The sequence below is a fragment of the Roseitalea sp. genome, from assembly GCF_984466335.1.
Genome location: NZ_CFIFWG010000096.1, coordinates 819 through 11,632 on the forward strand (window position 1 = coordinate 819; position 10,814 = coordinate 11,632).

General features: G+C 69.3%; 8 protein-coding genes and 1 pseudogene. 3 read left to right on the forward strand and 6 right to left on the reverse strand.

Annotation, left to right across the window (positions count from 1 at the left end; translation table 11 throughout):
* On the reverse strand, positions 1-1,637 hold a 1,637-nt coding region (locus AC5E6L_RS09865; RefSeq protein ID WP_491772955.1), incomplete at its 3' end, for a hypothetical protein.
* A 231-nt stretch (positions 1,638-1,868) separates the two neighbouring features.
* On the opposite strand from AC5E6L_RS09865, the gene bcp reads away from it, so the two are divergent.
* Positions 1,869-2,342, forward strand: a complete 474-nt coding sequence (gene bcp / locus AC5E6L_RS09870; RefSeq protein ID WP_491231031.1) for a thioredoxin-dependent thiol peroxidase — start codon at positions 1,869-1,871, stop codon at positions 2,340-2,342.
* A 147-nt stretch (positions 2,343-2,489) separates the two neighbouring features.
* A complete protein-coding gene (locus tag AC5E6L_RS09875) occupies positions 2,490-3,767 on the forward strand; it encodes a peptidoglycan DD-metalloendopeptidase family protein (RefSeq protein WP_491772957.1) in 1,278 nt (425 codons plus the stop codon).
* Between the two features lie 14 nt (positions 3,768-3,781).
* On the opposite strand, the gene recJ is transcribed toward AC5E6L_RS09875, so the two are convergent.
* The 5 genes from recJ to AC5E6L_RS09900 all read right to left on the reverse strand — a co-directional run bounded on the left by recJ (position 3,782) and on the right by AC5E6L_RS09900 (position 9,755).
* Entirely contained in the window at positions 3,782-5,563 is a 1,782-nt protein-coding gene (gene recJ / locus AC5E6L_RS09880) for a single-stranded-DNA-specific exonuclease RecJ (RefSeq protein WP_491772959.1), read from the reverse strand.
* 51 nt (positions 5,564-5,614) lie between these two features.
* Entirely contained in the window at positions 5,615-6,595 is a 981-nt protein-coding gene (gene glpX / locus AC5E6L_RS09885; RefSeq protein WP_491229903.1) for a class II fructose-bisphosphatase, read from the reverse strand.
* 114 nt (positions 6,596-6,709) lie between these two features.
* Complete coding sequence (locus tag AC5E6L_RS09890) at positions 6,710-8,068, reverse strand: homoserine dehydrogenase (RefSeq protein WP_491229902.1); 1,359 nt, start codon at positions 8,066-8,068, stop codon at positions 6,710-6,712.
* 33 nt (positions 8,069-8,101) lie between these two features.
* Complete coding sequence (locus tag AC5E6L_RS09895; RefSeq protein WP_491772962.1) at positions 8,102-9,319, reverse strand: LL-diaminopimelate aminotransferase; 1,218 nt, start codon at positions 9,317-9,319, stop codon at positions 8,102-8,104.
* A 67-nt stretch (positions 9,320-9,386) separates the two neighbouring features.
* Entirely contained in the window at positions 9,387-9,755 is a 369-nt protein-coding gene (locus AC5E6L_RS09900) for a hypothetical protein (protein ID WP_491772964.1), read from the reverse strand.
* A 160-nt stretch (positions 9,756-9,915) separates the two neighbouring features.
* Here AC5E6L_RS09900 and AC5E6L_RS09905 point away from each other — a divergent pair.
* Positions 9,916-10,814, forward strand: a pseudogene (locus AC5E6L_RS09905) (class I poly(R)-hydroxyalkanoic acid synthase); the annotation flags it as partial.

Consider the following 10,814-nt stretch of genomic DNA (forward strand, 5'->3'; position numbering starts at 1 on the left):
TCGAAGCGCACGCCTTCGACATCGAGCGTTATGCGGCTGTCGCCGGCGATGCGCGCGCCCGTTTCGGGTGCGCGCCGCCTGAGCGGCTCGGCAATGTCGAAGCGGCCGGCGACCACGCGGCCGCCGGCGAGGTTTTCGAGCACCCAGCGCCGCGCGGCCCGCGCCACCGGCGCCGGCCAGAACTGCTTGAGCCCGGCCACGGTCATGTCGTCGACATCGATACGGAAGACCGCGCTGGGCGCGATCGGCTCGAAACTCACCTGGCCTTCGGCGATCGCCCCGCCGGCGTCCGACTGCATTTCCATCCCGGTGAAGCGAACGAGCCTTTCGGCGGCGTCGAAGGTGCCCCGCGCGCGCGCCGCAAAGCGCAGCTGTTCGACCGGCGAATCCGCCGGCGCGAGCCGGCCGCGATTGGCGATGACGTCGAACTCGACCGGCACCGCCGGGGCACCTTGCGGCGCAACAGCGCCGATCGCATCGCGAAAGCGTCCCGAAAGCTCCAGCGTGGACCGGCCGACGGACCATCGCGCCGGCTCCAGCGTGACGATGCGGTCGTCAAAGCCGTAGTCGAACGTCAGGGGCGCCGTCACCGGCACGAAATCGTCGGGGGCGAGCTTGAGGCTCAGATCCTGCGGCGTCAGCGAAAGGCGCAGCGCGTTGCGCCGCGGATCGGCGCCCGCATGCACCAGTTCGAGGCGGGCCCGGCCCGGCAGCGGCGCGCGCACGAGGCCGGGCGCGTGATCGGCCATTTCGCTGGAGAACAGGGTCGGCAGGCGCCGCCAAGGAAACGGCACGGCATCGGCTTCCACCACGAGGCGCGCCGCGCCTTCAGGCATGGCGGGTGGCGGCACGGTCAGCTCGGCGGCGACAGGGCCAACAAGGCCGTCAAGGCCGACCGTGCCGGTCAGGCGCGCCGTGCCGGCCCCGTCGGCGCGCGCAGTCAGGGACACGACCTCAAAAGGCCAGGCCGCCGGACCCGCTTCCAGGACGAAACGGCTTTCGGTGACCGAAAGGGCCAAATCCCCTCGGCGGTGGAGATGGACACCGCCCCATTGCCTGAGCACGGCGAAGAACCGATCGAACCGCTCGGGAAGACCGTTCAGGCTGAACGGGTCGGAGGCGGCTTGCGGCGATATCGCCGCGCGCAGCGCCGGAAGATCGACGAACGCGCCGTCGACGGACGCGCCGGCGATGCGCGGTTCGCCGGACAAAAGGCTGAGCGGGTCGATCCTGACGACGAGCCGCCCGGCCGATGCGGCCGCATCGCCGCCGCCCGCGGGTGTCAGGACGGCATCGTTGAACCCGACCGCAAGGCCGGGCGGCCAGGCAAGGCGTATGTCGGTGTCGCCCAGATCGAGCGCCAGCGTCTCCGGCACCATGCGCCGGAGCGTATCCTCGGCGAACCTTTCGGCAGGCCCGGTGAGCGCCCCGCCGGCGACAAGGCCGGCGGCGGCCAGGCAAAGCAGAACCGCGCCGGCGACGGCCGCGCGCAGGTGCCGACGCACGGCCCGGCCCGGCAACGGCAGCAGCGGCGCCGGAACCGGTCCGCGACGCGCGCCCTCATGCGAGGGCAAACGATGCAGCGGCCGCATCGTCGTGCGGTCGAAGCGGACATAATGCGTGTCGTGCCTGTTCAAGCCGATGCCCAAGCCAATGCCAAGGTCCCAGTGCCAAGGTCAATGCCGATGTCCAACCGTGACGCGTTCATGCGGGAATCGCCATGGACGCCCGCCGCGCGTCCCTTATATGACAATGCCGGGCGGGCCGCGAGGCGATTGCACCGGCATACGCCCCCGGCACGTCCCGCGCCGGCCATCCGACCCGTCGACCCCGCTAGCACGTCGACACCGATACAAGGAAATCGATCCGTGACCACTGTTGATGCCGGCGCCATGGCGCCCGACTTCACCCTTCCGGCCGACAATGGCGAAACCGTGTCCCTGTCCGCCCATAAGGGGCAGCAGGTCGTGCTCTACTTCTATCCCAAGGACGATACGAGCGGCTGCACCAAGGAAGCGGTCGCCTTCTCCGGCCTTGTCGACGACTTCAAGGCCGCCAACACGGTGATCCTGGGCATGTCGCCCGACAGCGCCAAAAAGCACGACAAGTTCAAGCAAAAGCACGATCTGACGGTCACGCTGGTCGCCGACGAGGAAAAGGCGGCGCTCGAAGCCTATGGCGTCTGGGTCGAAAAGAGCATGTACGGCCGAAAATATATGGGCGTTGAACGCTCGACCTTCCTGATCGGCACGGACGGCAAGATCGCCAAGGTCTGGCGCAAGGTGAAGGTGCCCGGCCATGCCGAGGCCGTCCTTGAGCAAGCGCGCGCGCTGAACGGCTGAAACCGGTGCCGGCGGCGGCCCGGCCCCCGCGCGTTCGGGCCGCCGCTTTCACGACCAGGGCACGGCGGCGCCACCGCCGCCAACGCTTTGTTAACCCTAACCAAGTGTAATCGGCGAAAGGGATTTCGACTCGGGAGTTGGGGCATCGTGGGCAAATCCGTCACGTTCGGGCGCCGCGGGCAGCCGCACATGATCGTCATCGCCCGGGGCGACCGGATCCGGCATTTTTCGGTTCGGCCATGGCTCGTCGCCCTGCTCGGAGCGCTCGCCTTCGCCGGCATCGCCGGCCATCTTCTCGCCACCGGCTATCTGATCATGCGCGACGACCTGCTCAACGCGGCCTTGCTGCGCCAGGCACGCATGCAGCACGCCTATGAGGACCGCGTCTCCATGCTGCGGACCCAAGTCGACCGCATCACCTCGCACCGGCTGCTCGATCAACAGTTCATGGAGAGCAGGATCGCCGAGCTGGCAACGCGCCAGAGCGCGCTTGCGGCCCGTTCCAACTCCCTCCGCCCGCTTGTGGAGCGCGCCCGCAGCAAGGGCATCGGCGGGCGGGCCGCACCCGTCGACCGGTTGCCGGTGCCGGCTCTGCGGCCGGAGAGCGACCAGGCCGCGCTTGGGCATTCACCGCCCGGCTCCGGCATCGAGCCCAATCCGCTGCTCGGCGCGCCGCCCGGCGCGCTGGGCTTCGCGCCGGCCCGCGCGGTCGATCCGCTCGCAGCGCTCGGTTCGGCCACCTCCACGCTCGAACGGATCGAGCAGGAGCAACTGGAACGGATGGGCGTTCTGGCGCGCGCGGCCCATGAGCGTCGCAACGCGATCATCGAGGCGGCCAGGGCATCGGGCCTGCCCATCTCCTCGCGCCCCGTCCCGACCGAAATCGAAGCGGCCGGCGGCCCGTTCGTGCCCATGGACGCCATGACCGTGGAGCAGAGCTTTGAAAACGGCTTGAGCGAACTTCGCCAGGCCCTTGACGCACTTGAGGAAACGCGTGGTGAAGTGACGGCGTTTCCGATCGCGCATCCCGCGCCCGGCCAGAAGATCACCAGCGGGTTCGGCAAGCGGCGCGATCCGATCCTGGGGCGCACGGCCTTCCATGCGGGCATCGACTTTCGCGCGCCGACCGGCACGCCGATCCGAGCGCCGGCGGACGGCGCGGTCGTCAGCGCCGGCCGGAGCGGCGGCTACGGCAAGATGGTCGAACTCGATCACGGCAACGGGCTGACCACCCGCTTCGCCCATCTCAGCCGCATCGACGTCCGGGTCGGCGACCGGGTTCCGGCAGGCGGGCGCATCGGCGCGTCGGGCAATACGGGCCGGTCGACCGGGCCGCATCTGCACTATGAGGTGCGCTCGGGCGGCCAGGCCGTCAATCCGATGCGCTATCTGGAGGCGGGAACGCGGGTCGGCGGCCATCTGTGAGGCAGGCGGCCGCGTCAGCGGTCCGGCACGGCGGCATCGATGATGCGTAGCTGCGGGATCCGCCGCCCGTTCCAATGGTTGATGGAGACGGTTCCGGCCAGGTGCAGCATATCGCCGGCATGTTCGGCGAGCATCCCGCCGAGCGGCTCGTCGCGGACCCGGAAGGCGATCGCGTCCAGCGTGCCCGGTCCCATGCCGCGCAGCGACACCTTGAGATGGCCGTTGCCCACCGGCTTGACGTGGGCGATCCGGTGCCTTGGCAGGGCGAAGACCGGCTGCGGATTGCCGGCGCCGAAGGGGCCGGCCCGCTCCAGCCTGGCGATCAGCGCTTCGGTGACGCCTGACGCCGACAGCGCGCCGTCGATCTCCAGCACGTCGTTTTCCACCAGATGGTCCACCCGATCGGCGGCGTTCGCCTCGAAATAGGCGCGCAGCGCGCCGAGCCTGTCGGCCCTGATCGTGAGCCCGGCGGCCATGGCGTGGCCGCCCCCCTTTTCGGCGATGCCCTCGTCGACCGCTCCGCGCACGAGCCGGCCCAGATCGAAGCCGGCGATCGACCGTCCGGACCCGGTTCCGATCCCGTTCGCATCGAAGGCGATGGCAAAGGCCGGCTTGCGCAGCGATTCCCTGAGCCGCGCGGCGATCAGACCGGCGATCCCCGGATGCCACCGGGTGCTTTCGGTGACGATGATCGCCGGCGGACGGGCCGAGCGGAGTTCCTTTTCGGCTTCGGCGCGCGCCTCGTCGACCATCTGCGCCTCGATGGCCTGGCGCTGGGCGTTGAGCGCATCGAGCTCGCCGGCCAGCGCGCGCGCCCCGTCCCGGTCGTCGGTGGCCAGAAGGCGCGCGCCCAGCGCCGCATCGCCGATCCGGCCGCCCGCATTGATGCGCGGCCCCAGCGCGAACCCGAAATGGAAGGCGGCGAGCGGCTCGCCGATGCGGGCGGCGGAGGCGAGCGCGGCAAGACCGGGATTGCGCTGGCGGCGCGCGACCTGAAGCCCCTTGACCACGAAGGCGCGGTTGAGCCCGACAAGGGGCACCACGTCGCAGACCGTGGCGAGCGCGACCAGATCGAGCAGCGCCATCAGGTCCGGCAGGTCGGTGCGGCCGGCGCCGCGCAGCCGGCGCGACACGTCGACCAGCGTCATGAACACGACGCCCGCCGCGCACAGATAGGTCAGGCCCGACATGTCGTCGTCGCGGCTGGGATTGACCACAGCGGCCACCTCCGGCAGCGGGCCGCCCACCTGATGGTGGTCGAGCACGACGATGTCGGCGCCCGAGCCGCGAGCCGCCTCGAAGGCGGCGGCGCTGTTGGTGCCGCAATCGACGGTGACGATCAGCGTGGCCGTTTCGGCCAGCGCGCGCATCGCCGCCGGGTTCGGCCCGTAGCCCTCGAAGATGCGATCGGGAATGTGGACGCGCGGCTCGATGCCGAAATGGCGCAGATAGCGCGCGAGCAGCGCGCTGGAGGCGGCTCCGTCCACGTCATAGTCGCCGAAGACGGCGACCGGTTCGCGCCCTTCGATGGCGGCGGCGAGACGTTCGGCCGCGCGGCCGAGGTCGGTCATCACCGACGGGTCGGGCATCAGCGCCTTGATCGTGGGATCGAGAAAGCGGGGCGCCTCGTGCGCGCCGACGCCGCGCGCGGCGAGCACGCGGGCGACGATCTCGTCAATGCCGTGGGTCTGGGCGATGTCGAGCGCGACGTTCGACCGGGCCGGCGTCAGCCGCTCCACCCAACGGCGCTGCCGGGCGGAGGCCCTGACATCGAGAAAGGCGGGGCGTGTCGGCATGCGCCACTCTTCGCCCCGCCCGCCGCCGCCGTCAAGGCGGGCCGGCACGGCTCAGAACTTGTCCATGTCCAGATGACGGGCGGTGATCTCGCGGATCGTCTGCGAACGCGAGCGCATGACGATCGTCTCGGTCTGGATGTGGTTGCGCGCAAAGCGCACGCCGGCCAGCATGTTGCCGTCGGTGACGCCGGTCGCCGCGAACAGGACATCGCCGCTGGCCATGTCCATGATCGAGTATATCTTCCGGTGATCGTCGATGCCCATGCGCTCGGCGCGCGCGCGCTTTTCGTCCGTGTCGAGGATCAGCCGGCCCTGCATCTGTCCGCCCACGCATCTGAGGGCGGCTGCCGCCAGCACGCCCTCGGGCGCGCCGCCAATGCCCAGATAGATGTCGATCGCGGTGTCCTCGGGGTCGGTGGTGTCGATCACGGCGGCCACGTCGCCGTCGCCGATCAGCCGGATCGCGGCGCCGGTATCGCGCACCGCCTCGATCAGCGCGGCATGGCGCGGCCGGTCGAGGATACAGGCCGTGATCTCGTTGACCGGCACGTTCTTGGCGTTGGCGAGCGCATAGATATTGTCGGCCGGCGGCGCGTCCAGATCGACAAGGCCATCGCGATAGCCCGGGCCGATGGCGATCTTCTCCATATAGACGTCGGGCGCGTTCAGAAGGCTTCCCTTGGTGGCGATGGCGATGACGGCCAGCGCGTTGGCCTGGTTCTTGGCGCAGACGGTCGTGCCTTCGAGCGGGTCGAGCGCGATGTCGACGGCGGGTCCGCCGCCGGCGCCCACCTCCTCGCCGATGAAGAGCATCGGCGCCTCGTCGCGCTCGCCCTCGCCGATCACCACGGTGCCCGCGATCGGCAGCCGGTTGAGTTCGGCGCGCATGGCATCGACCGCCACCTGGTCGGCGGCCTTTTCGTCGCCCCGGCCGCGCAGCCGCGCGGCGGCCACGGCGGCGCGTTCGGTCACGCGCGCCAGTTCAAGCGACAGTTCGCGCGTCAGCCCCGGCGTCTGCATCGTTTCGTTCATTTGGCGTCCCACCCCGATCGAGCCCTTCCCGTCGACCGGCAAAGACCATAGCCGCCGGCGGGGAGAAAGGGCGAAAGTGCCGCCGCCCCAAGCAAAATCGATTTAGGCCGCATGTCAGCCGGCCCGCTCGATCCGGATCACCTGCGGCCGCGCGATCAGATGGCCGTCCCCGACGATCTGGGCGATCGCCGCGCGGATCGCCTGCTCGGTGGTCTCGTGGGTGATCAGGATCATCGTCTTGGGGCTCTGCGCGCCGGCCTCCTCGCCATGCGGGCCGTCGGGGCCCAGCGGCGCCGGATGCGGCGCGGCGCCGTGCTGGACGATCGATTCGAGCGAGATGGCCTGCCCGGCCATGTGCCGGGCGATATCGGCGAACACGCCGGGCCGGTCGTGCACGCTCATGCGCACGAAATAGCCCCCCGCATGGGCACGCATGGGGGCGCGGACACAGGGCTCCAGCATGTCCGCCGGGCGGCCCAGCGCCGGCGCCTGCTGGCGTCCGGGCTGGCTCTTGGCGATGTCGGCCAGATCGCCGATCACCGCCGAGGCGGTGGCGTTGCCGCCCGCCCCCGGACCGGACATCACAAGCGTGCCGACAATGTCGGCCTCCACGGCGACCGCGTTGGTCACCCCGTCCACCTGCCCGATCACCGAGCCGAGCGGAACCATGGTCGGGTGGACGCGCTGCTCGATTCCCTCGGGCGTGCGCTGAGCGACGCCCAGAAGCTTGATGCGGTAGCCCAGCTCGCGCGCCGCCTCGATGTCGCCGAGCGCGATGTTGGCGATGCCTTCCATGTAGACATCGTCGGCGGCGATCCGCGTTCCGAACGCGATCGACGTCAGGATCGCCAGCTTGTGCGCGGTGTCGTGGCCTTCCACGTCGAAGGTCGGGTCCGCCTCGGCATAGCCCAGCCTCTGGGCGTCGGCGAGACAGTCGGCGAACGAAATCCGGTCCCGCTCCATCCGCGTCAGTATGTAGTTGGCCGTGCCGTTCAGGATGCCGTAGAGGCGGCCGACCGCATTGCCCGACAGCGATTCGCGCATCGTCTTGACGATCGGGATGCCGCCGGCGACGGCGGCCTCGAAATTGAGGATCACGCCCGCCGCCTCGGCCTTGCCGGCCAGTTCGACACCATGCCTGGCGAGCAGCGCCTTGTTGGCGGTCACCACGTGCCGCCCGGCCGCGAGCGCGGCGGCAACGCTGTCGCGGGCCGCGCCGTCCTCGCCGCCGATCAGTTCGACGAAGACATCGATATGGTTGCTGGTCGCCAGCGCCACCGGATCGTCGAACCATTGCATCTGGCCATGATCGAAGCCGCGATCCCTGGTCCGGTCGCGCGCGCAGACCGCCCTCACCTCGATCGGGCGGCCGCATTGGGCGGTCAGTTCCCCGGCCTTGTCCTCAAGCGCCCGCGCGACGGACGCACCCACCGTGCCAAGGCCCGCAAGCCCGACGCGCAAACTCTCACTCATGAACCCTTTTCCCCTTCGCTCTCCCCTGCGGCATCAACGCCGCGCATTGAGCGAAACCACATTGTGCAGCGTCGTGTCGGCGGTCGCCAGGAACCGCTTGATGTTGCGGGCGGCCTGCCGGATTCGGTGCTCGTTCTCGACCAGCGCGATGCGCACATGGCCGTCGCCATGCTCGCCGAAGCCGATGCCGGGCGCGACCGCGACATCGGCCTTCTCGATCAGCAGCTTGGAGAATTCGAGCGAGCCCAGGTGACGGAACTTGTCGGGCACGGGCGCCCAGGCGAACATGGTCGCCTGCGGCGGCAGCACGTCGAAGCCCGCATTGGCGAAGCTCTGCACCAGCGCATCGCGGCGCTTGCGATAGGTGTCGCGCACCTGGGCGATGTCGGACCCGTCGCCGTTGAGGGCCGAGGTCGCGGCCACCTGGATCGGCGTGAACGCGCCATAGTCGAGATAGGATTTGACGCGCGTGAGCGCCCCGATCAGCCGCTCGTTGCCGACCGCAAAGCCCATGCGCCAGCCGGGCATGGAGAAGGTCTTGGACATGGAGGTGAACTCGACGGCGACATCCATGGCGCCGGGCACCTGAAGCACCGAGGGCGGCGGCGCGCCGTCGAAATAGATCTCGGCATAGGCGAGATCCGACAGGATGATCAGTTCGTGCTTGCGGGCGAACGCGACGACGTCCCTGTAGAAGTCGAGCGAGGCGACATAGGCGGTCGGGTTCGACGGATAGTTCAGGATCACCGCCAGCGGCCGGGGGATCGAATGGCGCACCGCCCGGTCGAGCGCCTCCATGAAGCCGTCGTCGGGCGCCGCCTGCATGGAGCGGATCACCCCGCCCGACATGATGAAGCCGAAGGCGTGGATCGGATAGGTCGGATCGGGGCACAGCACCACGTCGCCCGGCGCGGTGATCGCCTGGGCCATGTTGGCGAACCCTTCCTTGGAGCCCAGCGTCGCGATCACCTGGCGGTCCGGGTCCAGCCTGACGCCGAAACGGCGCCCGTAATAGGCGGCCTGCGCTTTTCTCAGACCCGGAATGCCCTTGGAGGACGAGTAGCGGTGCGTGCGCGGATCGCGCACCGTGTCGCACAGTTTGTCGACGATCGATCGCGGCGTGGGCAGATCGGGATTGCCCATGCCCAGATCGATGATGTCGCGGCCGGCCGCGCGCGCGCTCGCCTTGAGCCGGTTGACCTGCTCGAAGACATAGGGCGGAAGACGCTTTGTCTTGTGGAACTCTTCCATGGCGCAGCTTTCCTCGGTGACCGGCAGGCTATAGCCGCCGGATGGCGAAAAAGCGAGAGCCGAAAGGCTATTGGCCGCCCTCGATGCGGCGCAGCGCCGCGTCCGAATGGGTCGCGGCGAGCCGTTCCAGTTCGGCGAGCCGGCCCGCGTGCGCCTCCGGCGGAACGCGGCCGGCCAGCAGAGCGGCCCGAAGCGCTTCCATTTCGGTCAAAAGCGCCGTCCGCTCGGCGTCGGTGATATGGGTGGCGGCCGGCGGGGGCTCCTCGTTGATGTTGGGAAAGACGCCCGTGTCGAGCGGAGCGCCCGGCGCAATCCCGGCCGGCGAGGACAGCGCGGACGCCCCGGCCGGCGCGGCCCCGAGATCCGCAAAGGCGGTGTCGATCGTCGATGTCGACGTGCAGCCCGCAAGGCACGCCAGCGCCAGCGCCGCGCACATGCGGGCGGGACGCCCGGAAAAAGACAGCCATGGCGCGATGTTAAGCACTGCGGCTACGGCCCTGGTTTCGGTTGATCGCCATCGTTGTGAGACGCTAGTATGGCCTCAGCAAGGCCGCCGCAAGAGACGACCCGCGTTGAACCGGGCAGGGATGGGAACGATGAGTGCCAAGGGACGCGACGACGATCCGGGCACCCCCCCGGACAAGGGTCTGGAAGCGATCGACGCCTATGTGATCAAGGATCCCGAGGCGTTCGCGCGCAACCTGGCGCGCATGGTGCAGGCGGCGGGCCAAGCGGCCGCCGAATGGGTCGGCCCGCGCGAGCGCGGCGAGGCAAGGGACACCGTTTCCGAGCCGGCCGCCGAGATGGCCAAGACCTTCTCCAAGGTCACCGAATACTGGCTGTCCGATCCGCAGCGCGCGCTCGAAGCGCAGACCCGGCTGTTTTCGGGCTATATGAACATATGGGCCAACTCGATCAAGCGGATGGGCGATCCCTCGCTCGCCGAAGCGGTCCCCTCGGCCCCGCGCGACAAGCGTTTCGCCGACGAGGACTGGACCGAGAACGCCTTCTTCTCCTTTCTCAAGCAGGCCTATCTGGTCACCTCGCAATGGGCCACCGAGCTTGTCGACACGGCCGAGGGGCTCGATGCGCACACCAAGCACAAGGCGCAGTTCTATGTGCGCCAGGTCACCAACGCGCTGTCGCCGTCCAACTTCATGATCTCCAATCCGGAGGTGTTCAAGGAAACGGTCGCCACCAACGGGCAGAACCTGGTGCGCGGCATGGAACTGCTCGCCGAGGATCTCAGGACCGGCAAGGGCGAGGTGCGCATCCGCCAGGCCGATTACTCCAAGTTCGAGGTCGGAAGGAACATCGCGACCACGCCCGGCAAGGTCGTCGCGCGCAACGATCTGGTCGAGATCATCCAATACGCGCCGGCGACCGGGGCCGTCCTCAGGCGGCCGCTCCTGATCTGCCCGCCCTGGATCAACAAGTTCTACATTCTCGACCTGAACCCGGACCAGAGCTTCATCAAATGGGCGATCGAGCAGGG

What these genes read in the sequence shown, in the direction of transcription:
- AC5E6L_RS09890 (WP_491229902.1), bottom strand. Translation starts at nt 8,068, where the DNA reads ATGAGTGAGAGTTTGCGCGTCGGGCTTGCGGGCCTTGGCACGGTGGGT.
- AC5E6L_RS09895 (WP_491772962.1), bottom strand. Translation starts at nt 9,319, where the DNA reads ATGGAAGAGTTCCACAAGACAAAGCGTCTTCCGCCCTATGTCTTCGAG.
- recJ (WP_491772959.1), bottom strand. Translation starts at nt 5,563, where the DNA reads ATGCCGACACGCCCCGCCTTTCTCGATGTCAGGGCCTCCGCCCGGCAG.
- glpX (WP_491229903.1), bottom strand. Translation starts at nt 6,595, where the DNA reads ATGAACGAAACGATGCAGACGCCGGGGCTGACGCGCGAACTGTCGCTT.
- AC5E6L_RS09900 (WP_491772964.1), bottom strand. Translation starts at nt 9,755, where the DNA reads ATGTGCGCGGCGCTGGCGCTGGCGTGCCTTGCGGGCTGCACGTCGACA.